Here is a 25,971-nt window from a genome sequence, read left to right as displayed (position 1 = left end):
CCTTGACCATAACTCATTTGTTATATAACATATGAGTTATGATTAGCACAGAACGTTCCGCCCGCCTTGATGCGGCTTTCCTCGCACTCGCCGATCCGACGCGCCGGGCGATTCTGGCCCGCCTCACCAAGGGCGAGGCCACCGTGATGGAACTCGCCAGGCCGTTCGACATGAGCCAGCCCGCCATCTCGCGGCACCTGAAGATGCTGGAGAGCGCGGGCTTGATCGTTCGACGGGCCGACGGCACGCGCCGCCACTGCCGACTGTCGGATGCCGGAATCGACGACATCGACCAATGGCTCGCCATGCTGCGCAAGGCGCTCGACAAGAACTACGAGAGGCTTGACGGGCTCCTGGCGGCCATGACTTCAAAACGAGGAGAGAAGTAGCGATGAGTAAACTGACGCTGAAAACAGAGGGTGACCAATTCCTGATCGTGGTCCGGCACTTTGCCGCACCACCCGAGGCCGTGTATCGCGCGCATACCGAGCCCGCGCTCATCCAGCAATGGATGCTTGGCCCCGACGGCTGGACCATGCCGGTCTGCATCTGCGAGCCACGGCCGGGCGGCAAGATCCGCTACGAATGGGCGATGCCCGGCCGCCGCGGCTTCCATCTCACCGGGGAATTTCTGGAGCTTGAGCCTTTCAGCCGCATCGTCCATGTCGAGCGCATGTTTCTGCCCGAACAGACGCCGGACAATCATTGCGAAACCCGGTTCGAGAAGGATGGCGACGGCACGTTGATGACCATGCGCATGACGCTGCCAGATGCGGAAACGCGCGCGCGGATGCTCGAAAGTGGAATGGAGCACGGCATGGAGGCAAGCTATGCCCGGCTTGAAGAGCTTGCGATCCTCTAAAAAACGAAAAACGCGGTGCAAGTCCATCGGCAATGCACCGCGTTCTGTTCAAAGTCACCGCGATCTTGGGCGCGCGTCCCGGACGCGTTGCGGCATGCAATGCTGCAACGCAGAGCCGGGATCCATTTTGCCCGGCTGCCAAAGGGGCTGACTACAAGCTTCCAGGCCCCGGATCAGCAGTGCATCACGCCGCGAAGAACAGCACGCTGCACAGCATCCGGGGCACGAGCCCTCAGTTCTTGCTCTTGTCCACCAGCGCGCCCTTCTTGATCCACGGCATCATGTCGCGGAGCTTGGCGCCGATTTCCTCGATCGGGTGGGCGGCGAGCTTGGCGCGGGTCGCCTTGAACGAGGTCTGGTTGACCTTGTTCTCGAGCATCCAGTCGCGGGCGAACTTGCCGCCCTGGATGTCGGCCAGAACTTTCCGCATTTCCTTCTTGGTCTCGTCGGTGATGATGCGCGGGCCGGTGACGTATTCGCCATATTCGGCGGTGTTGGAGATCGAATAGTTCATGTTGGCGATGCCGCCTTCGTAGATCAGGTCGACGATCAACTTCACTTCGTGCAGGCACTCGAAATAGGCCATCTCCGGCGCGTAGCCGGCTTCGACCAGCGTCTCGTAGCCGCCCTTGATCAGCTCGACCAGACCGCCGCACAGCACGACCTGCTCGCCGAACAGGTCGGTTTCGCATTCTTCCTTGAAGGTGGTCTCGATGATGCCGGCGCGGCCGCCGCCGACTGCGGATGCGTAGCTGAGGCCGAGGTCATGGGCGTTGCCCGAGACGTCCTTGGCGATCGCGATCAGGCAGGGCACGCCGCCGCCGCGCTGATATTCCGAACGCACGGTGTGGCCGGGGCCCTTCGGGGCGATCATCAGCACGTCAAGGTCTGCCCGGGGGTCAAGAAGATTGAAATGCACGTTGAGGCCGTGGGCGAACACCAGCGCCGAGCCCTTCTTCATGTTGTCGTGCAGGTGCTCGCGATAGATATCGCCCTGCAATTCGTCCGGCGTCAGCATCATCACGAGGTCGGCCCACTTGGCGCCCTCGGCGACTTCGTACACCTTGAACCCGGCGGCTTCGGCCTTCTTCGCGGAAGCCGAGCCCTTGCGCAGCGCAATCGCCACTTCCTTGACGCCGGAGTCCTTCAGGTTCAGCGCATGGGCGTGGCCCTGGCTGCCATAGCCGACGATGAGGACCTTCTTGCCCTTGATCAGGTTCAGGTCGGCATCGCGATCGTAATAAACACGCATGTTCGTTTCCTCTGTAGACGGGGCCGGCAAGCGGCCGATGGATCAGGTTTGAAGGGTCAGGCTCGGGGTAGATCGACCGCCGGGGGCCTTCGAATTTCCCGCGTGGTCTAGACATTTTAGGGAGGGGGGTAAACCCTCTTTTCGTCGCTCCTATTCCATGAAAACCGGGTAGAGCGAGGCCAGCAGCAATAGCGCCATCGCGATATTGAAGATCCGCACCGCACGCGGTGAGGTCAGGAACGGCCGCAAGGCGCTGCCGAACAGCGTCCAGGTCGTGATCGAGGCCGTTCCCATCAAAAGGAAGATCACAACCTGGAGCACGATGTTGAGCGGGAATTTCGCAATCGCCGCATAGGCCGTGATGGTGCCGATGATCGCGACCCAGCCCTTGACGTTGACCCACTGAAACATCGCGCCCTGCCAGAACGTCAGCGGACCGCGGCTCGCCTCTCCGGGCTTGGGCGGACCGGCCATCGCGATCATGACCGCGAGATAGATCAGGTAGGCCGCGCCGGCATATTTGAGGATGGTCTGCAACACCGGAAAGGCAATGAAGACCGTGCCGAAGCCGAGGCCGACCGCGCCGACCATGAAGGCAAAGCCGATGACGACGCCGGCGATATGCGGCAAGGTGCGGCGAAAGCCGTAAGTCAGCCCCGACGACATCACCATGATGTTGTTCGGCCCCGGCGTAAAGAACATCACCGCGGCGAACAGGGCGAAGGCGAAAAACAACTCCCGCGAAATCATGCGCGCACCACCTCTGCAATCGCGTGCCGCCGCTTCGACAGCACCATCACGGCAATACCGCCGATCACCGTCAGCATGCCGGCCAGGCGAAGCGGCCCGAAGGTTTCATGAAAGACGATGCTGGAGGCCGCCGAGCCGACAAATGGCACCAGCAGCGCGAACGGCACCACCTGCGCCGCCGGATAGTCGCGCAGCAACCGGCCCCATAACCAATAAGCGATGCAAGTCGAGCCCAGGCCGATCCCGAGCACGCAACCGAACACCGGAAGCGACATCTGCGACAGCGCGTGCCAGGTTGGTTGCGCGCCATCGTGAACGACAGCAACCGCCAGCAACGGCACCGCTGCCACCAAACAGAGCCACGCCGACAGATCGAACATCGGTACGTTTGGCGCGCGCCGCAGCAGGAGATTGCCGGCGGCGAAAAAAATCGGCGACAGCATCAGCACCGCAAAGGCCGAGACGCTGAAGTCATAACCGACGGTGCCGCAGACCATCAGCAAGCCAGCGGTCGCAATTGCAATGCCGACCGTCTGTATCCGCGAGGGACGCTCGTCGAACAGGATCGCCGCGAAAGCAATCGTGAACAACGCCTGGCTATGCACGAGCACGCTGGTGAGGCCGACCGGTACGCCGTGCGCGATGCCGTAGGCCTGGGTGAGGAACTGGCCGAGAAACAGCGTGAAGCTGATCGAAATCAGGACCGTCCATGAAACCTTCGGCCGCGGCACGAAGAGGCATGGCAGGGCTCCCATGGTAAAGCGCAACGCCGTCATCAGCGTCGGCGACAATTCGTCGAGCGCAATGCGGCTCAGCACAAACGAGCTTCCCCAGATCACCGCGACCAGGACGGCAGTGCAGACGTCGGCAGGTTTCATTGTTCTCTTTTTCTAGTTGTCAGCCTTTGTCTGCGCATGATCTCCGCGCAAACGCTTTGCATTTGTCGCGAGGGAAAACCGGTTCCCGCTTTTCCGGATCATGCTTGCTCGCCGTGTTTCGGTTTTCGCAACAAATACGTGCCGTGCAGCGGCGCGTGATAATCGGCCGAGGTCAGTTCGAAGCCGGCATCCGTCAGCATGCGCTCGATCACCCAGCCGAAGGTCGAATATTCGTCGCGCATATGGGTAACGACGCTGTCGCGGTTGAAGTCGTGGTTGGTGATCGAGAACTCGGCCCACTCCTCGACGTCGCGCTCGGTGCCGTCGGGCGTGCGCACGAACACGATGTCGCGCAGAAAAAAATTGGCGCCGGGCTTCAGGGCCGCGAAGATCCGCGACATCGCCACCGCCTTCCAGAAATCCGGCAGGTGATGCAGCGTGAATTCGCTGACGATGAGGTCATAGCTGCTCGGCTGATAGGCAAAGCTCAAAAGCCCTGCCGATTGGGTGCGGATCGCGACCTTGCGGTCGCTTGCCGAGATTTCGGCGAGCGCCAGCATCGCCGGTGATATATCGATCGCGTCGACTTCGGCGCCGGCCCGCGCCGCCTCGCAGGCGAGCACGCCGTTGCCGCAACCGATGTCGGCGATACGCCAGCCCTTTTTTACGCCCAGCCTGGACAATGTAGCGCGCGCGCGCAGATCGGCGTCGTCATCGCCGCCGTAAAGCGAAGCGACCGCCCTGTCGATCCCGATCCGCCGACGTTGGTTATAGTACCAGTCGCGCGCCAGCATGACTCACATCCCCTCGGCTCCGCGGCCAATGGCGGCAACGCCGGTGCGCGACACTTCGACGAGACCAAGCGGGCGCATCAGATCGATGAACTGGTTGATCTTCGACGAAGCGCCGGTGATTTCGAACACGAAGCTTTCGTTGGTGGCGTCGATCACGCGTGCACGGAACGCTTCGGCCAGCCGCAGCGCTTCGACGCGATGCTCGCCCGAGCCGCGCACCTTCACCATCGCGAGCTCCCGCTCGATCGAACGGCCGGCGAGCGTCATGTCGACGACGCGATAGACCGGCACCATGCGGTCGAGCTGATGCTTGATCTGCTCGATCACGTCAGGCGTGCCCGTAGTGACGATGGTGATGCGCGAGAGATGCTTCTGGCTCTCGGTTTCGGAAACGGTGAGGCTTTCGATGTTGTAGCCGCGACCGGAGAACAGGCCGATCACGCGGGCGAGCACGCCCGGTTCGTTCTGCACCAGCACCGAGAGCGTGTGCGTCTCGTTCGGCGCCTTTTGTTCTTCCATGAAATAGGCGGATGCGGGCTGGTTCATTGGTGTCCCCTTAGTCATATCTCTCCGTCATGCCCGGCCTTGTGCCGGGCATCCACGTCTCTCCTTCCACGAAAAGGAGACGTGGATGGCCGGGTCACGCCCGGCCATGACGGCTGAATCTCTGGCGCGACGCACGTCATGCCATCATCACCTTCTGAGCGACGGCGTCGTCCGCCATCACCCACTTGCGAAACAGTTCGAAATCGATGTTGCCGCCAGATAGCACGAGGCCGACGCGCTTGCCGCGCAGATTTGCTTTCTCCTGCAACGCCGCCGCGAGCGCGGCCGCACCCGCACCTTCGGCAAGGTTATGCGTGTCGGTCCAGTAGGCGCGGATCGCCGCACCGATCTCGTCGTCGGTCACCTGGACAATGCGCGAAGCACCCTTGCGGATGATCTCGAACGCCTCGGGATCGGGAATCCGCGTCGCCACGCCGTCGGCGCGGGTGTTGCTGGAATTAGTGCTCACGATCGTGCCGGCCTTGAACGACAGCGCATAGGACGGCGCTTCCGTCGACTGCACGCCGACGATTTCGGTCTTCTTACCCAACAGGTCGCGCGCCAGGATGCAGCCGGAGATGCCGGAACCCTGCCCGATCGGCACATAGAGCACGTCGATATCGGGCGCGCTGCGAAACAGCTCAAGCGCATAGGTCGAGACGCCGAGCACCAGGTCGCGGTGAAACGACGGCACAATTTCCAGACCGTCGCGCGCTGCGTGACGCTTCGCCTCGTCGCGAGCCGCCTCGAAATCCTCGCCATATTCGATCAAGTTGGCGCCGAACGCCTTCATGGCCCGGTTCTTCTCGGTCGAGTTGCCGTGCGGCACATAGATCGTCACCGGCAAACGATGGCGGCTTCCGGCAAAAGCGAGGCTCTGGCCGTGATTGCCCGTGGTTGCGGAAATGATGCCGGCCGTTTGCGGCCGCTCGCGCTTGAGGCGATCCATGTAGACGAGGCCGCCGCGCACCTTGAACGCACCGGCCGGCGTGTGGTTCTCGTGCTTGACGACCACGGTCGTTCCGAGACGTTGCGCCAGCAGCGGCCAGGCATGAGCAGCCGTCGGCGTCATTGCCGCGCGGACGATGTCGTGAGCACGCTCGATTTCTGCGAGGTTGAACATGCTCACACCAGCGCCTTGCCGCTCGCAAAGGCTGCCGCGGTCGCTTCGCCATTGGCTTCCGCCGGCAACAGCATCTCGTTATGCGCCTTGCCGGACGGAATCATCGGGAAGCAGTTTTCCAGCGCCGCCACGCGGCAATCGAACAGCACGGGACGCTTGACCTTGATCATGTCCTTGATCGCGCCGTCGAGATCGGAAGGCTTTATCGCCTGCAAGCCGACGCAGCCATAAGCGTCCGCAAGCTTGACGAAATCCGGCAGCGCCTCGGAGTAGGAATGCGACAGGCGGTTGCCGTGCAGCAGCTGCTGCCACTGCCGCACCATGCCCATGTACTGGTTGTTCAGGATGAAGATCTTGATCGGCAATTCGTGCTGAACCGCCGTCGACATTTCCTGGATCGTCATCTGCACCGAGGCATCGCCCGCAATATCGATCACGAGGCTATCCGGGTGCGCGACCTGAACGCCGAGTGCTGCGGGGAGGCCATAGCCCATGGTGCCGAGGCCGCCGGATGTCATCCAGCGGTGCGGCTCCTCGAAGCCGAAGAACTGCGCCGCCCACATCTGGTGCTGGCCGACTTCGGTGGTGATGTAGGTGTCCTTGCCGCGCGTCGCCTCGAACAGCTTCTGGATCGCGAATTGCGGCAGGATGACATCGTTGTTCTTCTTGTAGGACAGCGAATTGCGCGCACGCCATTTCGCTATCTCCGCCCACCAGGCCTTGATGTCGGGCTTCTTCGCCTCCGCCTTGAACACCTGCAAGAGATCGCCGAGCACATTGGCGGCATCGCCGATGATCGGAACGTCGACGCGGATGTTCTTGTTGATCGAGGACGGGTCGATATCGATGTGAATCTTCTTCGAGCCGGGCGAGAACGCGTCCGTCCGCCCGGTGATGCGGTCGTCGAAACGCGCACCGACGCACAGCATGACGTCGCAGTCATGCATCGCCATGTTGGCTTCGTAGGTGCCGTGCATGCCGAGCATACCCAGCCAGTTCTTGCCCGACGCAGGGTACGCGCCCAGACCCATCAGGGTCGAGGTGATCGGGAAGCCCGTGATCTCGACCAGTTCGCGCAACAGCTTCGAGGCTTCGACGCCAGCATTGATGACGCCGCCGCCGGAATAGATCACCGGCCGTTTGGCGCCGGCGAGCAGCGCCACCGCCTTTCGGATCGCCATTGCATCGCCCTTCACCCTAGGCGCATACGAGATGTGCACGTCGGATTTGCGCGGCGGGTGATAGGTTCCGGTCGCGAACTGCACGTCCTTCGGCACGTCGACGACAACCGGACCAGGACGCCCGGTGGTCGCGACATAAAACGCCTCGTGCAGCACCTTCGCCAGATCGTTGACGTTGCGCACCAGCCAGTTGTGCTTGGTGCAGGGCCGCGTGATGCCCACGGTGTCGCATTCCTGGAACGCGTCGTTGCCGATCAGGTGCGTCGGAACCTGGCCTGTGATGCAGACCAGCGGAATCGAATCCATCAGCGCGTCGGTCAGCGGCGTCACCATGTTGGTGGCGCCCGGACCCGAGGTCACCAGCACCACGCCCGGCTTGCCGGTCGAGCGCGCATAGCCTTCGGCGGCATGGCCGGCGCCCTGCTCGTGGCGGACGAGAATGTGCTCGACGTCGCTTTGCTGGAAAATCTCGTCATAGATCGGAAGCACCGCGCCGCCGGGATAGCCGAAAATGTGCTGGACGCCATGATCGGCCAGCGCGCGCACGATCATGGCTGCGCCGGTCATCTGGTTCGGATCGTGGCTGTTGTCACTCATGACGTATTTCCTTGGCTGGCTCCGGATGCGCCGTTGCTGGCGCGATGTTTTTGCTGGTCTGGTTTGGGAAATAAAAAAGGACCCGAAGAGGGCCCTGGCGCACCGTCCGAATTTGGATGGCAGCTAGCCATCCCCGGCGGCGCGCCTGGGTACGACTACGATAATAAGGAGGTTGGTAATAATATTTCGCATAGGACCGCTCGGGCTTCCCAAAGGTTGCGCGAACATACTGCCGAAAGGCCAAAAGTCAAGCCGCCAGCGGAGGATCGCGCCCGAATACAAATGTAACCGGCTTCCCAACGTTCGGCGAGGGTGAATTAAGGGTTTCTGCCATGCGGTGTGCCGAATTCCTACCCAACGCGGCTTTGAAGCCACGCCCCCGCCGCCTCGGGCGCCGTCCATTCGAACTCCGGCAGCTGGTGCCGGAACCAGGTGAACTGTCGCTTGGCGTAATGGCGCGTATCGGCGCGGCCGATCTCGCTGGCCTCGTCGCGGGTGATCTCGCCCTTGAGATGACGGATCAGCGCCGGCACGCCATGCGCCTTCATCGCCGGCAACAGCGGATCGAGATTTCGCGCGGCGAGCTGCTTCACCTCATTGAGCGCGCCGGCTTGCAGCATCTTCTCGAAACGCGCGTCGATGCGCGCGTAGAGCACATCGCGTTCGGGCATGAGAAACAGCGCGCGGAACGACCCCGGCGGCAACAGCGGCGGCAAGCCTTCGCGATGCCAATCCGTCAGTGACCGGCCGGTGGCCTCGATCACCTCCAGCGCGCGCGCGATGCGGGTGCGGTCGCGCGGCTTCAAGCGTTCGGCATAAGCCGCGTCACGCCGTTGCAGCTCCGCATGCAGCGCCTCGACGCCATCGCGCTCCAGCCGCGCGCGCACGGCATCGCGCACTTCAGCGGGAATCGACGGCACGGCGGAGAGCCCCCGCGTCAGCGCCTTGAAGTAAAGACCGGAGCCGCCGACAAAGATTGGCTGGCGTTTTTCCGCGCGCGCTTCGCCGAGCACTTTAGTGGCGTCCGTCACCCAGGCGCCGGCGGAAAAGTTCACCGCTGCGTCGACATGGCCATAGAGGCGGTGCGGAACCTCCTTCTCTTCCTCCACCGAGGGACGCGCGGTCAGCACGCGCAGGTCGCGATAGACCTGCATGGAATCCGTGTTGATCACGACGCCACTGGTTTTTCGGGCAAGATCGAGCGCGAGCGCCGACTTGCCGCTGGCGGTCGGCCCTGCGATAAGCACGGCAGAGATGTCGTGACCCAGAAAATTCATGTCCCTCGTTGCCACACTGATCTGCCATCCTGCAAACCCTGCTCTCGATAGCACGGTGCTGGACGGCGCGCGCGCCATTCTACCCAAGGCCGGGCCTGCGCAATGGCTGTGGGACGAGGTCGCCGCCGACATCCCATTCGGCGACGGCCATGAGGACATCGCCGCCATCGCCAAACGCCTGCGCGAGGCGCGCGAGGATCTACCGATCGACATCGTCGTGCAGCCGGTGCTGGGGCGGCGCAAGAAGCTTTTTCTGGCCGATATGGATTCCACCATGATCGGGCAGGAATGCATCGACGAACTCGCGGACTTCGTCGGACTGAAAGCCCATGTCGCCGCGATCACCGAACGGGCCATGCGCGGCGAGATCGAGTTTGAACCTGCGCTGCGCGAGCGCGTGGCGCTGCTCAAGGGATTGCCGGTCGACGTCATTGACAAGGTCATCGAGGAGCGCATCACGTTGACGCCGGGCGGGCGCGAACTGGTCGCGACCATGCGCGCCCACGGCGCCTACACCTGTCTCATTTCAGGCGGCTTCACGCTGTTCACGAAAACCATCGCCGAAAAAATCGGCTTTCAGGAAAACCGCGGCAACGAGTTGATCGTGCACGACGGCAAATTGACGGGCGAAGTGAAGGAGCCGATCCTCGGCCGCGACGCCAAGCTCGCCACGCTGATCGAACTGCGTGAAGGTTTTGACCTCGACAACATCGACACGCTCGTCGTCGGCGACGGCGCCAACGATCTCGGCATGGTGCAAGAGGCCGGCCTCGGCGTCGCCTATCACGCCAAGCCCGCGGTTGCCGCCGCTGCCGCCGCGCGCATCGATTACGGCGACCTCACTGCACTGCTCTACGCGCAAGGATTTACGCGCGAGGCGTTTGCGGGCGCGTAGTTTCGAGAGTTCGAATCGTTAAGAACGATTCACGATATCTCGACGCGAGCGTTGAAGAATTATCCTTCCCAAGCTTGAACCAAACGCGAAATTTCATGTCTCAGACCAGGGGCAGTGTTGGCATTGCGTGCCAATTGGCCGCCTCACGAAGCCATGAGTTGCAAATCAGCCCAAGGCGGGCTTGAACCATTTCACGTCAGGGAGAGTCCAAGGAACCGAAACGCGATCGCGAAATGCGCGATCTGCGAAACGTCATCCAAAGGATCTCATCCATGCAACGTCGCTCTCAACGTCCCTTGCAACGTCCCCTCGTTAAACGTCTCGCCGTCACCACCGTCTGCGCCTTCGCTGTGCTGGAAAGCGCGACGGCGTGGGCAGGCGAGCTTCCCACATTCGAAGCCTCCTCCTTCCCCGCTACCCCGCTCCAGGTTGCGGTGATGGGCGGAACGGGTGTCCAGGAGCAGACCGCGACACCGACGCTGACGCGCAACAACATGCCGGCGTCTCCGCATCAGCTCAGCGTGCTCACGCCGCGCCACACCGTGGCGTCAGCGACGAGCGCGACGACGGTCGGCACCGCGCACAACTAGTCTGTAAAATGCATCATGCCCGGACCATGGTCCGGGCATGATGACGTCAGCCGAAATTTCCTACTGCACGCTCAGCGCGACGAAGCGCAATTCGCCGTCAGCGTTCGAGACCAGAAGCAGCACGGACTTCTTGCCGTCCTTCTTCAATTGCTCGACGCGCTTCTTGATGTCGGCGGCGTTGGCGACCGCCTCCTGCGCGACCTCGACGATGACGTCACCCGCCGCCAATCGCTTCTCGGCGGCGTCCGAGGCGTTGTCGACGCCGGTGATGATCACGCCCTTGACGCTGTCCTTGATCTTGTAGCGGCTGCGCAGATCCTTGCTGAGATTGGCGAGGTCGAGCCCGAGCGCCTTTTGCGTCACCAGCTTCTCCGGCTCCGGCGTCGATTTGGCGGAAGCGGGCTGCGGCTTGTCGGTGTCTTCGAGGCGGCCAAGCGTGACGCGCTTGGTCTGCTCCTCGCCCTTGCGGATGATGACGACGTCGACTTCCTTGCCGACCGCCGTGTCGGCGACGACACGCGACAGGTCCTTCGGCTCCTTGACGTCCTTGCCGTCGAACTTGACGACGACGTCGCCGGGCTCGATGCCGGCCGGCTTGGCCGGGCCCTTGTCGTCGACGCCGGCGACGAGCGCGCCGCGCGCCGGCTTGATGTTCAGGCTTTCGGCGATTTCATCCGTCACCTGCTGAATGCGGACGCCGAGCCAGCCGCGGCGCAGTTCGCCGAATTTCTGGAGCTGCTCGACGACACCGGCCACCGTCTTCGACGGCACCGCAAAACCGATGCCGATCGAACCGCCGGTCGGCGAAATGATCAGCGTGTTGACGCCGATCACATCGCCCTCGAGGTTGAACAGCGGACCGCCGGAGTTGCCGCGATTGATGGCGGCGTCGGTCTGGATGTAGTTGTCATACGGACCGTTCGAGATGTCGCGGTTGCGTGCCGAGACGATGCCGGCCGTCACCGTGCCGCCGAGGCTGAAGGGATTGCCGATCGCAATCACCCATTCGCCGAGGCGAAGCTTGTCGGAATCGCCGAACTTCACCGCCGTCAGTTGCCGCGACGGCTTGAACTTGAGCACCGCAAGGTCGGTCTTCTTGTCGACGCCGACCAGTTCGGCCTTGATCTTGGTGCCGTCGTTCAGGATGACGTTGATCTCGTCGGCATCCGCAATGACGTGATTATTGGTCACGACGATGCCGGACGTATCGATAATGAAGCCCGAGCCGAGCGAGTTGGTCTTGTGCGGTTGCATGTCGCCGCCGCTGCGCGGACCATTCGGGCCGCGCCTGTTCTTGAAGAAGTCGTCGAAGAAATCCTCGAACGGCGAGCCCGGCGGCAGTTGCGGCATCGCGCCACGGCCTTCGCCGGAGCCGCCCTTGGCCTCGACGGTTTGCGAGGTCGAGATGTTGACGACCGCGTCGATCACTTTCTCGGCAACATCGGCGATGCCGTCCGGTCCGCGCGCCTGAACCGGCAGCGCCGAGGCCATGATGGTCGCAGCGCCGAGACATGCTGCCGCCAACAGGGGGCGCAGGCGATGGCGCGGGGCATAGGTTGCAACGGTCATATCGGTTCTCTCTTGTCGAAGCAGCGGGGATTTAATGAGCAGAGTGCGCCCGAAGGGGGTAGCCGCGCAAGCTTTTGAGCCTACCAATCCGGCGAAAAACGGACGTTCCAAATCGTCCCCGGCACGCCCAGGAAAGCGGCAGATGGAGTCGGTTTAGCGGCGAACCAGCCAGATCAGGATCAATCCCGCTACCGCCGAGCCGATGCCGACGATCCGCAAAACATTGTCGGGTGCTTCCTGCGCGCTTTTCATCGCCCGCTTGAGCCAGACCGGGGCGGCCGCAAACATCAGGCCTTCGATCACGAACAGGATTCCAACACCGATGAGGAAGTCGGCGAACGCTATGGACCTCATCGGATGAAAACCTCCCGTTTCGAAATTCTTGTTTGGGCCGGGGCGAGAGTTCGCCCGCGGCCTTTATCGAAAAAACCTTACGGCTTCGCCTGAGCCGCCGCAGGCGTACCCGGCTTGCCGCTCGCGCCGCCAAAGAACCTGAAGAAATCCGAATCCGGCCGCAACAGGAAACGTGTGTCGTTGCTCTTGAGGCTGTTTTCGTAGGCGGTCATGGAACGATAGAATGCAAAGAAATCGACGTCCTTGCCATAGGACTCGGCGAACAGCCGGTTGCGCTCGGCATCGCCCTCGCCGCGGACCTGCTCCGCCTTCGAGTTGGCTTCGGCCACGATCACGGTCGCTTCACGGTCGGCGCTGGAACGGATTTCCTGCGCCTTCTGCCGGCCCTGCGCGCGGAACTCGGCCGCCTCGCGCTGGCGCTCGGTCTTCATGCGCTGATAGACCGCCTGGCTGTTCTGGTCAGGCAGGTCGGCGCGGCGGATCCGCACGTCGACGACCTGAATGCCGTAACCGTCGGCTTCGTGATCGAGCTGGGCGCGGATGCGCTGCATCAGCGGCTCGCGCTGATCGCGCACGACCTGGATCAAGGTCACTTCGCCGAGCACACGGCGCAACGCAGAGTTCAACAGCGTCGCGAGCTGGAGGTTGGCGGCCTGGATGGTGCCGACGCTCTGATAGAATTGCAGCGCGTTCTTGATCTTATAGCGCGCAAACGCATCGACCACGAGCCGCTTCTGGTCCGAGGCGATGATTTCCTGCGCCGGATTTTCCAGATCCAGGATACGCTTGTCGACCGGGATCACGGTGTCGATGAACGGCGCCTTGAAGTGCAGGCCGGGATCGGTGACGACATCGACCGGCTTGCCCAACCGCACCACCAGCGCCTGCTCGGTCTGCTGCACGGCGAACACCGAGCTGTAGCCGACGATCAACGCCAGCAAGAGCAACAGCAAAAAGATGATGCCTGTGACGGGGGACCTCATCGGGAGCCTCCCGTGGTGGGCTGTTGCGACTGAGAAGACGGCGCGGGCCGCCGCGACAGTTCGTTCAACGGCAGATAAGGCACGATGTTCTGTCCGGATCCGCCGTCATAGACCAGCTTCTCGGAATTGCCGAGCACACGCTCCATCGTCTCCAGATAGATGCGTTCACGCGTCACGTCGGGCGCTTTCTTGTATTCGTCGTACACCTTGAGGAAGCGCGCGCTCTGGCCCTTGGCCTCGGCAACCGCCTGCTGCTTGTAGCCCTCGGCGACCTGCAGGATCTGGGCGGCACGGCCCTTGGCGTCCGGCACGATGCCGTTGGCGTAGGTCTGCGCCTCGTTCTGCAAGCTCTCGAGTTCGGTCTTGGCGTTCTGCACGTCGTTGAAGGACTGGATCACGTCGGCCGGCGGATTGACCTGGCCCATCTGCACCTGCTGGATCGCGATGCCCGAGCCATAGGTGTCGAGCGTCTTCTGCATCAGCTCGTGGACCTCTTTCTCGGCATCGTCCTTCTTGGTGGTGAGAATCGGCTGGATGTTGGTGCGGCCGACCACTTCGCGCATTGCGCTTTCGGCCACCGCCTTCACGGTCCCTTCCGGATTCTGGATGTTGAAGAGGAAGTCGGCAGCGCCGTTCGGCTTGATGCGCCAGAGCACCGTGAACTGGACGTCGACGATGTTCTCGTCGCCGGTCAGCATCAGGCTCTCTTCCTGGATGTCGCGCCGGCCGTCGCGGGCGCGACGCGGCGACTCTTCGAAGGTGAAGCCGATATTGAGGGTCGAGACGCGAAGCGCCTTCGGCAGCTGCACGGTCTCGATCGGGTAAGGCAAATGATAGCTCAGGCCGGGGCCGACGGTGCGCACGTGCTGGCCGAAACGCAGCACGACGCCGAGTTCTTCGGACTGCACGCGGAAGAAGCCGGTCAGGCCCCAGATCGCAACGACGGCGAGCAAAAGAAGGCTGATGCCGAGGCCACTGAAATAACCACCCGGCAAGAACTGTTGCAGACGGTCCTGGGCGCGGCGGAGAAGATCTTCAAGATCGGGCGGCCTCGGTCCTCCCCCGGTCGGCTGCGGGCCGGAGCCCCATGGGCCTTTCGGACCCGCACCCCAGGGGCCTCCGCCCTGATTCTTCCACGCCATTCAACTCTCCTTGATGGGGTACACGGCAGATCGACCGGCGACCGGTAACATCCGCCGGGGCTTTATAGGGGACGGCTACTTCCCTTACAACGCGCGCTTTGCCTCGGTATTGGGCCCGAAACAGCTATGCCGGGGCCCCTGATTGTCAATGTAAACATTGGCGGGTGCGGTTAACGCGGGTTTCGCCTGACATAGGTGACAAAGGAAAAGGCCGCGCTGTCGTCCGGACCGGACGGCTTTTCGGCCCGCGCCACCTCCTCCCAGACCGCCTTGTCGATGGGTCCAAAACGGGTATCGCCTGTTGGGCTTGCGTGCACTTCCGTCACCTCGAGCCGCGCCGCGCGGCCGATCCATTGGGCATAGATTTCAGCCCCGCCGATCACGGCGATTTCAGTGACGAAACGCCGCAGCGCGTCACCCTTCGCCACATCAAGCGCATGGTCGGGCGATGTCGTCACGACGGCGCCATTGGCGCGAAACGCCGCATCCCGCGTCATCACGATGTTGGTGCGTCCGGGCAGCGGTCGGCGCAGCGACAGGAAAGTCTTGCGGCCCATCACGACCGGCTTTCCGGTCGTGAGCGCCTTGAAGCGTTGCAGGTCGGTCTTGAGCCGCCAGGGAATGGCGCCGTCAGCACCGATCACGCCATTGTCGGCGACCGCGACGATGAGCACGATCTCCATCCTAGCGCTCTCCTTGGGCGAGTTGCTTCAGCGCGGGGCCTGCGACCTTGCAGATTGTCCACTCATCCATCAGCACCGCGCCGAGCGACTTGTAGAACGCGATCGACGGCGCGTTCCAGTCGAGCACCGACCATTGCAGGCGCGACCAGTTGTTGGCGACGCATTCTTTTGCCAGGTGCGACAGCAGCGCCTTGCCGATGCCCTTGCCGCGCAAGGCGGGTCGCACGAACAGGTCTTCCAGATAGATTCCAGGGCGACCGCTAAACGTCGAGAAATTGACGAACCAGACCGCGAAGCCCGCGACCTCGCCGTTCCATTCCGCGATATCGCAGAACAGGCGCGGATTGTCGCAGAACAACGCGTCCGCAATCATCGCTTCGGACGCTTCAACTTCGTGCAGGAGTTTTTCGTATTCGGCGAGTTCACGGATCAGCGCGAGTACAACACCTGCTTCATCGGCGCGCGCTCGACGAATCGATAAATTCACACCGCGACCTCGGCCTTGATGTGCGGATGCGGGTCGTAGCCTTCGAGCACGAAGTCCTCGAAGCGGAAGCCGAAGATATCCTTCACCGCCGGATTGATCTTCATGGTCGGCAGCGCCCGCGGCGCGCGCGTCAGTTGCAGCCGCGCCTGCTCGACGTGGTTGGAATAAAGATGCACGTCGCCGAAGGAATGCACGAATTCGCCCGCCTTCAATCCGGTGACCTCCGCGACCATCATGGTGAGCAGCGCGTAGGAAGCGATGTTGAAGGGCACGCCGAGAAATACATCCGCCGAGCGCTGATAGAGCTGGCACGACAGCTTGCCGCCTCCGACATAGAACTGGAACAGGCAGTGACACGGCGGCAGCGCCATCTGGTCGATCTCGGCCGGATTCCACGCGCTCACGATCAGCCGCCGCGAATCCGGATTCTTCCGGATCATCTCGATGACGTTTGAAATCTGATCGATCTTGCGCCCGTCGGGCGCGGGCCACGAGCGCCACTGCGAACCGTAGACCGGACCCAGATCGCCATTGGCGTCGGCCCATTCGTCCCAGATCGTGACGCCATGGTCGTGCAGATATTTGATGTTGGTGTCGCCCCTCAGGAACCACAACAGCTCGTGGATGATCGCCTTCAGCGGCAGTTTCTTGGTGGTCAGCATCGGAAAGCCCGCCGCCAGATTGAAGCGCATCTGGTGCCCGAACACCGAGAACGTGCCGGTGCCGGTGCGGTCGGATTTCTCCACGCCGTCGGCCAGAATCCGTTCGAGCAGGTCGTGATACTGAATCATGGTATTGTGACGTTCCACGGTCGCGCCGGACTGTACGGCGCAGGGCGAACTTTTAGCGGCCGGGTGCGGCCTTCAATATGCCGATTCGGCTCTATCCGCCTTTTATACCCTGAAAAGTGAGCATTCGGACCGGCACAAACAAGTGTCCCGGTTTTGACATTCGTATCCCGTTGCGGCGTGTCTGTTTACGAATGTCAAAACCAAAGGGACACTTGCAAATATTGGATTCCAGTGTGGTTTTGGATTTGGCATTCGCTCGTCGCGGACTCGGGGCTCTACTGTAGCGAATGCCAAATCCACCACACTGGCCGGGAACCGGCTCACCCGATCAGGCCGGCAAAGCCGAGGCAGCCACCCGCGACCAGCATCCACAGCGGGTTGAGCTTGGTCACCGACGCCAGCACCGCCGCGCCGATGGTGACCAGCGCCGCCACCACCGTCTGGTCGGAGGTGCGCGCCAGGATGAAACCGCTCGCCCCCATCAGCCCGATCGACAGCGGCACCAGCGCCGCCTGGACGATGCCGGGCCAGCGCGCCTGGCTCGAACGGGTCAGGAAGCGGCTGACGAACAGCGCGAGGACCGCGGTCGGCACGCACATCGCAAGCGTCGCGACCAGCGCGCCCGGAAGTCCCGCGACCGAATAACCGATCAGCGTGACGATCAGCACGTTCGGCCCCGGCGAGAGCTGCGCAATGGCGTACACATCGGTAAATTGCTTGTCGGTCAGCCAATGGTGCACGTCGACCGCGACGCGATGCATTTCAGGGATCGCCGAATTGGCGCCGCCGACGGCGAACAGCGACATGGTGGCAAAGGTTAGCGCCAGCGCGAAAACGGGATTGGAATCGGAGTTCATGCCGCCTCCCGCTTCACCCAGTACGTAATGGCGATCGAGATCGGGATCGCCACGAGCAGCACCGCCGGCAACGGCAGGCGCAGGACGCCGATCGCGACAAAGACCGCGACCATGACCAGCAGCGCGATCACGTCGCGGCGCTTGAACAGCGGCGTCATCATCCGGAACACGACCGCGAGCATCAACCCGATCGCCGCACAGGCTACGCCCGACAGGATCCGCCGCAGCGCGTCGATCTCGCCATAGCGGTGATAGAGCATCCCCATTACCACCATGATCAGCGCCGGCGGACCGACCAGTCCGGAAAATGCGGCAATCGCGCCGGGAATTCCCCTTAAGCGCGAGCCGAACACGAAAGTGAGATTGACGATGTTGGGGCCGGGCAGGAAATGGCACAGCGCGAAGGTTTCGTTGAACTCGTCCGCCGTCATCCATTTGTGATGGTCGACGATGCCGCGCCGCGCCCACACCAGGACGCCGCCAAAACCCGCCAGCGACATTTTCGCGAAGGCAATAAAGAGCGTGAGGAGATCTGGTGGCGATTTGGAGAGATCAGGCGCCGTGGCGGCGGCCGGTGACGAATCCGGGGGCATGGCTTCATTTAAAGGGGGACCAGCGCTGGGCCAACCCCTTACTCCCTCGGTTTCCACCTCTTGTTTCCACCTCTTAAAGCTCACGTTTCAGTTTAAGGTCGCGCCGCCCTGTGCGCCGCGCGGAAACGCATATGAAATGCCCAAATGACCGGTATGGCGAAAACACCGCCGAGATAGGCCGCATTGTGCATATAGCCTGCGCACAAAAACGCGCGCACATCGTTCAAGCCACGAGGAACATACCAGCCCGCATAGGCACCCAGATCAACGGAGCGCGTCTGGAACCAACCGTAAACCAGACCCGCGAGAGCGGCCAAAAGGACGACGGCAACGGCGATAGCAAGCGAGAACGTCAAGGCGCGCAACATTATTAAAGGCGTGCGCTGGACGAAGCCGGCGGCTCCGCACAAAACGCCGACCGGAATCCCCATCCACCACGAGGCTTTGAAACCCACGATTCCTGCCCGAACACGTTCGGGCAAATCCGAATTAACGAGGTGGAATTGGATGAATTTGAAGCGCGTGAAATATTCGGGAGAGACGGTGTAGCTGATCTGATCGTGGACGGCGCCGAACAGGCCTGCAACGAGCAAGGAGATGGCGATAAAAGCAATAAAAATCAGTATTTTGCTGAGCACACTGCCTCTTCCGGGGTTTTCGATGTTATCTGGAAACTGCCAGCTTTTTCGGCTCTGTCTTTCCTAACCTTTGCGCCCTATATTAGCGGTGCCGGTTCGCCGGCTATGGAAATAAATGACCGTCGCAATAAACCATTCGGACCCGGGGGCAGTACCCGGCGCCTCCACCAAAACCCGTGACCTTCGCGTATTGAACGCGGGTTTCGGCGGGGGCGAAACAGGATCGACGAGGGCGTAAAGGGCGCGTTTTTTCTCGGTATGGTTCCGCCGACATCGGGCCATGCAATAGTTGCAAACGACAACTATGCTCCGGTTGCTCAGGCTGCGTAACGCAGTTTGAAAGACCATCTTAAAGTCCTAACGGGTTAAGCTCCGTTAGGCGGGGTTCGGAGGCACCTGGCAACAGAAGCCTCCACTTTCCTTGACGACTAGCCCGTTTGACCCCGCTTCAGGCTGCTGACCTCCGCGAAAGAGCGGGGTACGATGGGGAACCTGCCCCGAGTCGGCTTTGGCGTTTAGCCAACCCTCCGCGGGCAAATTCTTTAAATTGCGCGACAGGACCTGATATGGCGACCGATCACATCCGATACGACGTACTGGCCCGCGATGCGTTGCGCGGGGTGCTGCGTCGCGTGCTGGCCGACGCCGCCGAGCACGGCCTGCCGGGCGAACATCATTTCTTCATCACCTTCGTCTCGACCGCCGAGGGCGTGAAATTGTCGCCGCGTCTTCTGGCGCAATATCCGGAAGAGATGACCGTCATTCTCCAGCACCAGTTCTGGGACCTCGTGGTGACCGAAGATCGCTTCGAGGTCGGCCTGTCGTTTGGCGGAATCCCCGAGCGCCTCGTCATTCCCTTCAGCGCCATCAAGAGCTTCTTCGACCCTTCCGTGCAGTTCGGCCTGCAATTCGAAACGTCCGACGCCGCGCCCTCGACCGAGGAGAGCCAGCCGGCCACGGCGGCATCCGTTCCGCAGGTGCCCGCGCCGGAGACCAAAGATGAGCCGGAAAAACCGTCCGAGGGTGCTGAGGTGGTGCGGCTCGACCGCTTCCGCAAAAAATAGGCACGCACAACGGCTGCTCGACGCGAGCGTGATCGGGTGCGACTTGATCGAGTGTGACGATGGCCCGTTCGAAATCTTCTTCCCCGTCAAAGTCGACGCGCACCGAGACCGACAGTTTCGGCCCCATCGAGGTTGATGCCAGCCGCTACTGGGGTGCGCAGACCGAGCGGTCGAGGCAGAATTTCCGCATCGGCCGCGACCGGATGCCGATCGAAATCATCCACGCGCTCGGCGTCGTCAAGCTCGCGGCAGCCGAAACCAACCGCGAGCTGCGGATCCTCGATCAGCGGCGCGCCGGCGTCATCACCCGTGCCGCACGCGAAGTGATCGACGGAAAGTTCGACGATCATTTCCCGCTGGTGGTCTGGCAGACCGGCTCCGGCACCCAGACCAACATGAATCTCAACGAGGTGATCGCCAATCGCGCCAGCGAATTGCTCGGCGGCAAGCTCGGCGCCAAGTCGCCGGTGCATCCCAACGATCACGTCAATATGAGCCAGTCGTCGAACGACTCGTTCCCGACCGCGATGCACATCGCAGCCGCAACCGCGATCACGCACCAGTTGTTGCCGGCGCTGACGATGCTGCTCCGCGCGCTGCGGGCGAAAGAAAAGGCGTTTTCAAAAATCGTCAAAATCGGCCGCACCCATACCCAGGATGCGACGCCGCTGACGCTGGGCCAGGAATTTTCCGGTTACGCCGCCCAGGTCGAGCACGGCATGGCGCGAATACGCGCCGGCCTGAAGGAGCTTTATCCGCTGGCGCAAGGCGGCACCGCGGTCGGCACCGGCCTCAATTCAAAGCCGAAGTTTGCCAGGACGTTTGCCCGGCACGTTGCCAAGATTACCCGACAGCCCTTCACAAGCGCTGCCAACAAGTTCGAGGCGCTCGCCTCCAACGACGCCTATGTGTTCGCGCATGGCGCGCTGAACGCGGCCGCCACCGGCCTTTTCAAGATTGCCAACGACATCCGCCTGCTCGGCTCCGGTCCGCGGTCGGGCCTGGGCGAGCTGATCCTGCCCGAGAACGAGCCGGGGTCCTCGATCATGCCGGGCAAGGTCAATCCGACGCAGTGTGAGGCCGTAACCATGGTATGCTGCCAGGTATTCGGCAATCAGGCCGCCATCACGGCCGCCGGCAGCCAAGGCCACTTCGAACTGAATGTTTACAAGCCGGTTCTGGCATATTGTATGATGAATTCCATACAACTCATGTCCGACGTCACCCGTTCTTTTACGGAGAATTGCGTCGAGGGAATACGCGCCGACGAAAAACGCATCCAGGAGCTGATGCAGCGTTCGCTGATGCTGGTGACCGCGCTGGCGCCGAAAATCGGCTACGACAATGCCGCTAAAGTGGCCAAATCTGCGCACGCACGCGGCACTACGTTGAAGGAAGAGGCGGTCAGGCTCGGTTTTGTTTCTGCTGACGAATTCGACCGTCTGGTCAAGCCGCGCGAAATGACGCACCCCGGATGAATGGTGCATGGCGCTATGCAAAGCGGCAATAAACCCACATATCGTCTAAAGAATATGCTTCAGCGGCTTTTACCGCGGCGCATTACCGTGGTAGAGCAAAAATTATTTCGAGAAATCGACACACGACATTTGAGATCCGACTGCATAATGGGGAATTCATAATGAAGGTCGAACCGGCTTGCGTGAACCTGCCGTATATTCGGTTGAATATAACGGGAGCCCGCACGCGCTCACCGATTGAATGCATCCTCTCCTCAACGACCGTATCTGTATGACGGGGGCGGCCATGGGAGATTTGATCAATCTGAACAGATTCAGGAAGCGTACGGAGAAGGAGCGGTCGGAGCAGGAAGCTGCGGCCAACCGGTCCAAATTCGGCCGCACCCGCTCCGAACGCGAGCGCGAGGAAGCTCGAAACGAGCGGGCGCGCGAACTGCTCGACCAACATCAGATCGATGGCGGGGAGGCTTCATGAAGTCCCCTGTTGTGAAGCGATCGATTGTGGTCGCAGGCCACAAGACCAGCGTCAGCCTCGAAGAAGCGTTCTGGAACGGCATGAAGGAGATCTCGGGCCTTCGGAACATCACGCTTTCCGAACTGGTCGGCGAGATCGACAGCAATCGCCAGCAGGGCAACCTGTCATCGGCGATCCGGCTCTTCGTGCTCGATTATTTCCGCACGCGCGCGCAGGCCGCGGCAGCGCCGGTCGCCGAGGCAAAGCCGCCGGTTGCCGACAAGGTCTCGTAAGGTCTTCAGGCGCAAGTCTTGACGGGCGTCGCTTGATCGCGGCGCTGACGTTATTCCGTCTTCAGGTTCACTGCGTGACAGCCATTGCAGCGCAGGCGCAGTTCCTTGATCTGCGCCCTGAACTCGTCGGGCTTTTTAGCGCGGCTTGCATTCCAGGCGATCTTCGAGGCCTGGCTCGCCTGCTGGTAGAAATCGGAAAAATTCGACCAGATCGCCGGATTGGCGAAGGTGTCGGTGGCGGGATCGCGCGTTGCGCCCTCCTTCCACTGGTTGGTGGCCGGTGGAAACAGATGCGGAAAGGCCATCAGCAAGGTCGAGATCACTTCGGCATGTTCCTGCGCGTCCAGAAGCTCCAGCTTGCCTTCCGGGGCCAGCATGGTTTCGATCTCGTCCATGTTCATGTCGATCTCGCCCATCACGACCTTGCGGGTGAAGATCGTATCCTTGGCCGGCGGCTGATCCTCCGCCTGCGATGGCGCGGCTGCAATGCCGAGCGCTGCCACGAGGATGCCAACCAGGACAGATTTCTGTTTGGGGAAAGCACGCATGGCTCTACTCGATGTCCGCCATTTCCCGGTCGCGGATATTGGTCGCGAATACCCGGCCGTTGGAAAGCGTTGTCAGTTGGCGCAAAAGGCCTAGCCTTTTGCCAGGCTGGCGCAGCGGATGGAACACGACTTCGACCTCCTCGCCGGGTCTCACGGCGTCGCGCTGCCAGCCCTCGTCGACGCGCGTCAGGTTTCCGGGACTGGTGGTTTCGATCAGCCAGTCGGCCGGCGCTTCGCCGGACTTGAGCGTGCCTTTGACAGTCAGCATGACGTGCGGATTGACCCAACGCAGCTCGACCACCTTGCCCTTGAGCACCTCGCTCCGGAACATATCGAACATCGACCCGGAATGGTGGGCAGCGCCTTGCGAAATTCCCGCGGCGACGACCGCGAAGACGGCCAACACACCGATTGATCTCATCGAAGGATGCCCCAGCTTGCTCTATCGAGACAATTCCTATTCAAGCCCCGGCTTTTCCTGATCGCGGATGTTGGCCGGGAAAACTTCACCGGTCGACAGCAGCTTCATCTCCCGCAACAGCCCGCTCTTCTTTCCGGCTTCGCGTTCGGGGTGGAAGGTGACCTCGATCTCATCGCCCGGCTTGATGATATCGCGCCGCCAGCCGCCGACGCGGGTCAGGTTTCCGGGGCTGGTCGTTTCCATCAGCCAGTCGGCCGGCGCTTCATCCGCACTGGGCGACCCGGTGATGGTGATCGTGACATGCGGGTTGACCCAGCGCATCTCCACGACCTTGCCTTTGAGCTTCAACATTTTCGTGAAATCGAACATCGCCGCCGAGTGGTGCGCGGCCACTTGCGAGATTCCGCCCGCCAGTACCGCAACGAAGGCAAACGCACCGAACAACTTCAGGACATTCCGCATGGTCATTCTCCTGGATTTTTTTTGCTAGTGGAGTGGATTTGACATTCGCTACCCAACGGGCCGCAGAGTCTGAAAGCGAATGTCAAATCCCAAACTCCACTAGAGACCTTTATTTCCTAGTGGTCTTTTGATTCTAACATTTGCAAAAGTGCGTACCGAGAGTGGGTAGCAAATGTTAGAATCAGACCACTAGCTACTTCGCCGGAACGGCGGTGGTGTGGCCCCATTCAGATTTTTGCACGGGGACAAAAACGTTGTCGCCTTCAGCATTGACGCGTTCGACCAGGTCGCCGGCGGCGCAGACGCCCTCGACGATATCGAACTTGCGCGCGCGCTGGCGGAAGAAGATGCGCGTCGTCTTCCACGGCTTGGTGAGGATATGTGGCGCGATGATTTCGAGCTCATCGTGCAGGATGTCCTTGTCGGCGAGATGAATGCGCTCGATCACGTGCATGTCGCCGTTGTTGGGAAGACCGGCCGCCTCGCTGACGGCGAGCGGCGCCTGGGGAACGATGTCAGTGGTGTCGATGACCAGCGTGTCGCCTTCCCAGTGACCGATCGAGTGACCGTGGAAGGTCGGATCGGAATGCTCGGGATGGCCTCGTCCGTCGGTATAGATGCGGCGCAGGCGGTTGCCGTCGGATTCGCCGAGCATGGTCACGCGGCCGGGCGTGAACAGGATTTCCATCGCGTTGTGGGTGACCAGCATCCAGGACGGATGCGCCTCGGGCAGACAGTTGGCGAAGATCAGCGTCGGGCGGCCGGCCTTTTCCTCGGCGAACATGTGCTGGATCTTCTTCGCAGCCTCTTCGTTCCAGGGCGGCGGGTTGGTCTTCACCTGCGCGTCCTGATCCGTGATCTTCGGATTCCAGACGCCGCTCCAGTCCGGCAGTTTGGCGATGTCGGCCCAGTCCTGGGCGGTCGGCGGCGGATTGATCACCGCGGGCGCCTTTTGCGGCGCCTGGGCTATCGCCATCGACGGCGCGAGCAGCGCCGCGAAGACAGCGGCAGATACGATACCGATTGGACCCGATTTCACGCGTATTTCTCCGAAAGGAAAGAGTGATTTGAGCTCGGCAAGGTGAAGGCTAGCCAGAAGTTGTTTCAAAATGAAGTCAGTGCCGCCCATTTGAGGTTCCTACAGTACCCGTTGCAACTTCTATCAGGAACCTCAAATGGAAAGCGGCACTGAAATCACAAATTTGCTAGCGGTCCTAACATTCGCAAAGGTGACCGCCGAAAAGGGAGGCGAATGTTAGAATCGGACCACTAGTGCATCGTGAAGCCGGTGCCGCGGCCGAGCGAGACGATCGCGATCCAGGCGAAGAGTGAAATCGATGCCGCCGCCTTCGCGGCCACCGGCGTCGTCGCGCCCGGCGCGTCCCACCGCTCGATGTCGCGTTCGCCGAACAGATGAAACGCCGCCATGTTCAACCCGGCGAGCACAAGCATCACCAACTTGATCTGGAACAGGCGGTTATGGCCGTAATGCGTGGCGTCGGATGAAAACATCAGCGATCCCGTGACCGCAGCGACCGCGAATGCGCACCAGGTGTAGGGGATGATGTCGCGCATCAGCCGCCTGGCGCTGATATCGAGCGAGGCGACACCCAATAGCCGCAGGTCGACGATCGAGATCGTCCCGACCACGAGCACAATCGCCAAGACGTGAACGGACTCGATCCACGGGAACAGGATGTCGTTCTCCGCGATCGCGAGCGCGAACGGCGTCGACTGCAACCACTCGAGAGCGCGATCAATCTCCACCGAAACCATCCATGTTAGCTGTCATGCGGGTGTGAACGAGGGCATCAGGCGAAATAGGCGATCCAGCGCCCGGCGAAGATGATCGAGGACCATAGCACGATCGAGACGATGGCGAGCGTCACCGCGGCGGCGCGGGGTCCATCGTCCGACGTGCTGCTGCGGCGGTGAAGAAACTGAAACAGCCCCGTGACGACGAGTGCGGCGATCAGGAGCAGCATCTTGAGCTGGAAGGCCGGGTTCTTCAGCGAGCGCGCCGGCTCCGCGGTGATCATGATGATGCCGGTCGCCAACAATAGCAGCAGCGGCCACCAGATCAGCGGCAGGAACCGCGCCTTCACAACTTCGAGCGGGCGATTGCCCCAGAACACGCCGATCAGACGCAGATCAAGCATCAGCGCGGAACTGGCGACGACCGCAATGGTAAGGATATGGATCGTCTGCACGGTGGGCACGACCCATGCCGCTTGCTTGATCCACTCGCTCACCGCCGTATGATCGATCCATTGGCAGATCTGGTTCAGCGTCATCTCGGCACGCCCGCTCCCCGGGGAAGATCCGTTTGTATCACGAACTAAGTAGAACCCTACCTCCGCGCCCCCGGAGCCGAGAAGGCCGGTTTTCACATGGACGCATGAAAACCAC

At 61.8% G+C, this 25,971-nt stretch carries 32 protein-coding genes and 1 other RNA gene; 9 read left to right on the top strand and 24 right to left on the bottom strand.

Annotated features, from left to right (window positions below; genetic code table 11):
* Positions 1-38: 38 nt before the first annotated feature.
* Together BUA38_RS20925 and BUA38_RS20920 are read left to right on the top strand one after the other, a co-directional pair.
* The gene (locus BUA38_RS20925) at positions 39-389 is read left to right on the top strand and encodes an ArsR/SmtB family transcription factor (protein WP_072820822.1); all 351 of its coding nucleotides are present in this window, start codon (positions 39-41) and stop codon (positions 387-389) included.
* Positions 390-391: 2 nt separating this feature from the next.
* Positions 392-862, top strand: coding sequence for an SRPBCC domain-containing protein (locus BUA38_RS20920; protein WP_072820820.1), 471 nt, complete (start codon positions 392-394; stop codon positions 860-862).
* A gap of 232 nt (positions 863-1,094) precedes the next feature.
* Here BUA38_RS20920 and ilvC read toward each other — a convergent pair whose 3' ends face one another.
* The 8 genes from ilvC to miaA all read right to left on the bottom strand — a co-directional run bounded on the left by ilvC (position 1,095) and on the right by miaA (position 9,260).
* Complete coding sequence (gene ilvC, locus BUA38_RS20915) at positions 1,095-2,114, bottom strand: ketol-acid reductoisomerase (RefSeq protein ID WP_072820818.1); 1,020 nt, start codon at positions 2,112-2,114, stop codon at positions 1,095-1,097.
* Between the two features lie 150 nt (positions 2,115-2,264).
* Complete coding sequence (locus BUA38_RS20910) at positions 2,265-2,864, bottom strand: LysE family translocator (RefSeq protein WP_425304926.1); 600 nt, start codon at positions 2,862-2,864, stop codon at positions 2,265-2,267.
* Complete coding sequence (locus BUA38_RS20905) at positions 2,861-3,742, bottom strand: EamA family transporter (protein WP_072820816.1); 882 nt, start codon at positions 3,740-3,742, stop codon at positions 2,861-2,863. The genes BUA38_RS20910 and BUA38_RS20905 overlap by 4 nt, the downstream gene beginning before the upstream one ends.
* A gap of 98 nt (positions 3,743-3,840) precedes the next feature.
* A complete protein-coding gene (locus BUA38_RS20900) occupies positions 3,841-4,536 on the bottom strand; it encodes a class I SAM-dependent methyltransferase (protein ID WP_072820814.1) in 696 nt (231 codons plus the stop codon).
* A gap of 3 nt (positions 4,537-4,539) precedes the next feature.
* The gene (ilvN, locus tag BUA38_RS20895) at positions 4,540-5,082 is read right to left on the bottom strand and encodes an acetolactate synthase small subunit (protein ID WP_072820812.1); all 543 of its coding nucleotides are present in this window, start codon (positions 5,080-5,082) and stop codon (positions 4,540-4,542) included.
* 136 nt (positions 5,083-5,218) lie between these two features.
* Positions 5,219-6,205 (bottom strand): threonine dehydratase, encoded by a 987-nt coding sequence (locus BUA38_RS20890; RefSeq protein ID WP_072820810.1) that lies wholly within the window; start codon positions 6,203-6,205, stop codon positions 5,219-5,221.
* 2 nt (positions 6,206-6,207) lie between these two features.
* On the bottom strand, positions 6,208-7,983 hold the full coding sequence (locus BUA38_RS20885; RefSeq protein WP_072820808.1) for an acetolactate synthase 3 large subunit: 1,776 nt from the start codon (positions 7,981-7,983) through the stop codon (positions 6,208-6,210).
* Between the two features lie 350 nt (positions 7,984-8,333).
* Positions 8,334-9,260 (bottom strand): tRNA (adenosine(37)-N6)-dimethylallyltransferase MiaA, encoded by a 927-nt coding sequence (gene miaA / locus BUA38_RS20880; RefSeq protein WP_072820806.1) that lies wholly within the window; start codon positions 9,258-9,260, stop codon positions 8,334-8,336.
* Between miaA and serB the strand changes: the two genes are divergently transcribed.
* Both serB and BUA38_RS20870 read left to right on the top strand, forming a co-directional pair.
* Positions 9,259-10,155 (top strand): phosphoserine phosphatase SerB, encoded by an 897-nt coding sequence (gene serB / locus BUA38_RS20875; protein WP_072820804.1) that lies wholly within the window; start codon positions 9,259-9,261, stop codon positions 10,153-10,155. The genes miaA and serB overlap by 2 nt on opposite strands.
* A 272-nt stretch (positions 10,156-10,427) precedes the next feature.
* Positions 10,428-10,745: a hypothetical protein gene (locus BUA38_RS20870; protein ID WP_072826288.1), complete on the top strand. Its 318-nt coding sequence runs from the start codon at positions 10,428-10,430 to the stop codon at positions 10,743-10,745.
* A 60-nt stretch (positions 10,746-10,805) separates the two neighbouring features.
* Here the strand turns inward: BUA38_RS20870 and BUA38_RS20865 are convergent, their stop codons facing one another.
* From BUA38_RS20865 to BUA38_RS20820, 10 genes are all read right to left on the bottom strand, one after another.
* Positions 10,806-12,314 (bottom strand): Do family serine endopeptidase, encoded by a 1,509-nt coding sequence (locus BUA38_RS20865; protein WP_072820802.1) that lies wholly within the window; start codon positions 12,312-12,314, stop codon positions 10,806-10,808.
* A 153-nt stretch (positions 12,315-12,467) separates the two neighbouring features.
* Complete coding sequence (locus tag BUA38_RS20860) at positions 12,468-12,668, bottom strand: DUF2065 domain-containing protein (protein WP_072820800.1); 201 nt, start codon at positions 12,666-12,668, stop codon at positions 12,468-12,470.
* A gap of 77 nt (positions 12,669-12,745) precedes the next feature.
* The gene (hflC, locus tag BUA38_RS20855; RefSeq protein WP_072820798.1) at positions 12,746-13,651 is read right to left on the bottom strand and encodes a protease modulator HflC; all 906 of its coding nucleotides are present in this window, start codon (positions 13,649-13,651) and stop codon (positions 12,746-12,748) included.
* Positions 13,648-14,793, bottom strand: a complete 1,146-nt coding sequence (gene hflK, locus BUA38_RS20850) for an FtsH protease activity modulator HflK (protein ID WP_072820796.1) — start codon at positions 14,791-14,793, stop codon at positions 13,648-13,650. Before hflK ends, hflC begins: the two co-directional genes overlap by 4 nt.
* Before the next feature lie 170 nt (positions 14,794-14,963).
* Positions 14,964-15,476 carry a dihydrofolate reductase gene (locus BUA38_RS20845; RefSeq protein WP_072820794.1) on the bottom strand — a complete coding sequence of 171 codons (513 nt, stop codon included), beginning with the start codon at positions 15,474-15,476 and terminating at the stop codon, positions 14,964-14,966.
* Position 15,477: 1 nt separating this feature from the next.
* Entirely contained in the window at positions 15,478-15,963 is a 486-nt protein-coding gene (locus tag BUA38_RS20840) for a GNAT family N-acetyltransferase (RefSeq protein WP_072820792.1), read from the bottom strand.
* Positions 15,960-16,754, bottom strand: coding sequence for a thymidylate synthase (locus tag BUA38_RS20835; RefSeq protein WP_072826287.1), 795 nt, complete (start codon positions 16,752-16,754; stop codon positions 15,960-15,962). The genes BUA38_RS20840 and BUA38_RS20835 overlap by 4 nt, the downstream gene beginning before the upstream one ends.
* Before the next feature lie 320 nt (positions 16,755-17,074).
* Complete coding sequence (locus BUA38_RS20830; protein WP_072820790.1) at positions 17,075-17,611, bottom strand: chromate transporter; 537 nt, start codon at positions 17,609-17,611, stop codon at positions 17,075-17,077.
* Complete coding sequence (locus tag BUA38_RS20825) at positions 17,608-18,204, bottom strand: chromate transporter (RefSeq protein ID WP_072820788.1); 597 nt, start codon at positions 18,202-18,204, stop codon at positions 17,608-17,610. The genes BUA38_RS20830 and BUA38_RS20825 overlap by 4 nt, the downstream gene beginning before the upstream one ends.
* Positions 18,205-18,296: 92 nt before the next feature.
* The gene (locus BUA38_RS20820; protein WP_072820786.1) at positions 18,297-18,842 is read right to left on the bottom strand and encodes a hypothetical protein; all 546 of its coding nucleotides are present in this window, start codon (positions 18,840-18,842) and stop codon (positions 18,297-18,299) included.
* Positions 18,843-18,893: 51 nt separating this feature from the next.
* Between BUA38_RS20820 and ssrA the strand changes: the two genes are divergently transcribed.
* The 5 genes from ssrA (at position 18,894) to BUA38_RS20795 (ending at position 22,131) form a co-directional block, all read left to right on the top strand.
* Positions 18,894-19,259, top strand: a transfer-messenger RNA (tmRNA) gene (gene ssrA / locus BUA38_RS20815).
* 149 nt (positions 19,260-19,408) lie between these two features.
* The gene (locus BUA38_RS20810) at positions 19,409-19,906 is read left to right on the top strand and encodes an SspB family protein (RefSeq protein ID WP_072820784.1); all 498 of its coding nucleotides are present in this window, start codon (positions 19,409-19,411) and stop codon (positions 19,904-19,906) included.
* A gap of 59 nt (positions 19,907-19,965) precedes the next feature.
* Complete coding sequence (fumC, locus tag BUA38_RS20805; RefSeq protein WP_072820782.1) at positions 19,966-21,384, top strand: class II fumarate hydratase; 1,419 nt, start codon at positions 19,966-19,968, stop codon at positions 21,382-21,384.
* 286 nt (positions 21,385-21,670) lie between these two features.
* Positions 21,671-21,859 (top strand): DUF4169 family protein, encoded by a 189-nt coding sequence (locus BUA38_RS20800; RefSeq protein WP_072826286.1) that lies wholly within the window; start codon positions 21,671-21,673, stop codon positions 21,857-21,859.
* On the top strand, positions 21,856-22,131 hold the full coding sequence (locus tag BUA38_RS20795) for a ribbon-helix-helix domain-containing protein (RefSeq protein WP_072820780.1): 276 nt from the start codon (positions 21,856-21,858) through the stop codon (positions 22,129-22,131). Before BUA38_RS20800 ends, BUA38_RS20795 begins: the two co-directional genes overlap by 4 nt.
* Before the next feature lie 50 nt (positions 22,132-22,181).
* Here BUA38_RS20795 and BUA38_RS20790 read toward each other — a convergent pair whose 3' ends face one another.
* The 6 genes from BUA38_RS20790 to BUA38_RS20765 form a co-directional block, all read right to left on the bottom strand.
* Positions 22,182-22,679, bottom strand: coding sequence for a cytochrome c (locus tag BUA38_RS20790; RefSeq protein WP_072820778.1), 498 nt, complete (start codon positions 22,677-22,679; stop codon positions 22,182-22,184).
* A 4-nt stretch (positions 22,680-22,683) separates the two neighbouring features.
* Entirely contained in the window at positions 22,684-23,100 is a 417-nt protein-coding gene (locus BUA38_RS20785) for a DUF6152 family protein (protein ID WP_072820776.1), read from the bottom strand.
* A 36-nt stretch (positions 23,101-23,136) separates the two neighbouring features.
* Positions 23,137-23,562: a DUF6152 family protein gene (locus BUA38_RS20780; protein WP_156898603.1), complete on the bottom strand. Its 426-nt coding sequence runs from the start codon at positions 23,560-23,562 to the stop codon at positions 23,137-23,139.
* Positions 23,563-23,755: 193 nt separating this feature from the next.
* The gene (locus tag BUA38_RS20775) at positions 23,756-24,601 is read right to left on the bottom strand and encodes a hypothetical protein (RefSeq protein WP_156898602.1); all 846 of its coding nucleotides are present in this window, start codon (positions 24,599-24,601) and stop codon (positions 23,756-23,758) included.
* 230 nt (positions 24,602-24,831) lie between these two features.
* The gene (locus tag BUA38_RS20770; RefSeq protein ID WP_072826285.1) at positions 24,832-25,329 is read right to left on the bottom strand and encodes a DUF6644 family protein; all 498 of its coding nucleotides are present in this window, start codon (positions 25,327-25,329) and stop codon (positions 24,832-24,834) included.
* Between the two features lie 44 nt (positions 25,330-25,373).
* A complete protein-coding gene (locus BUA38_RS20765; protein ID WP_072820770.1) occupies positions 25,374-25,856 on the bottom strand; it encodes a DUF6644 family protein in 483 nt (160 codons plus the stop codon).
* Positions 25,857-25,971 lie beyond the last annotated feature (115 nt).

The organism is Bradyrhizobium erythrophlei, from assembly GCF_900142985.1.
Taxonomy (GTDB): domain Bacteria; phylum Pseudomonadota; class Alphaproteobacteria; order Rhizobiales; family Xanthobacteraceae; genus Bradyrhizobium; species Bradyrhizobium erythrophlei_B.
This window is presented reverse-complemented; position numbering and strand designations above follow the sequence as displayed.